Source organism: Pseudomonas sp. PME37.24/025 (assembly GCF_055556615.1).
Genome location: NZ_JBVHNK010000078.1, coordinates 1 through 307, shown reverse-complemented (window position 1 = coordinate 307; position 307 = coordinate 1). Strand labels below are relative to the sequence as shown.

Sequence of the window (307 nt, the reverse complement as noted above, 5' to 3'; positions counted from 1 at the left end):
GGGCCTGCGCCACGCGGTCGCGCTTTTCAGCGGCACCGCACTTGCGCATCTCCAGCCCGAAGGCCACGTTCTGCTCCACTGTCATGTGCGGGAACAGCGCATAGGTCTGGAACACGATGCCCAGGCCGCGCGTATTGGGCTTGGCATGCGTGATGTCGCGGCCATCGAGTTCGATGCGGCCGCCGCTGACGGCCTCGAAGCCCGCGATCATCTGCAGGGTGGTGGTCTTGCCGCAGCCCGACGATCCCACGAAGACGGTCGTCTTGCGGGACGGGATGACGAGGCTGAATTCGTCGACGGCGCGGGT

The 307-nt window shown here is 66.4% G+C and carries 1 protein-coding gene; it reads right to left on the bottom strand.

Translation table 11 applies throughout. The features are described 5' to 3' along the window. On the bottom strand, positions 1–307 hold a 307-nt coding region (locus ACZ3HH_RS29580), incomplete at both ends, for an ATP-binding cassette domain-containing protein (RefSeq protein WP_465810078.1).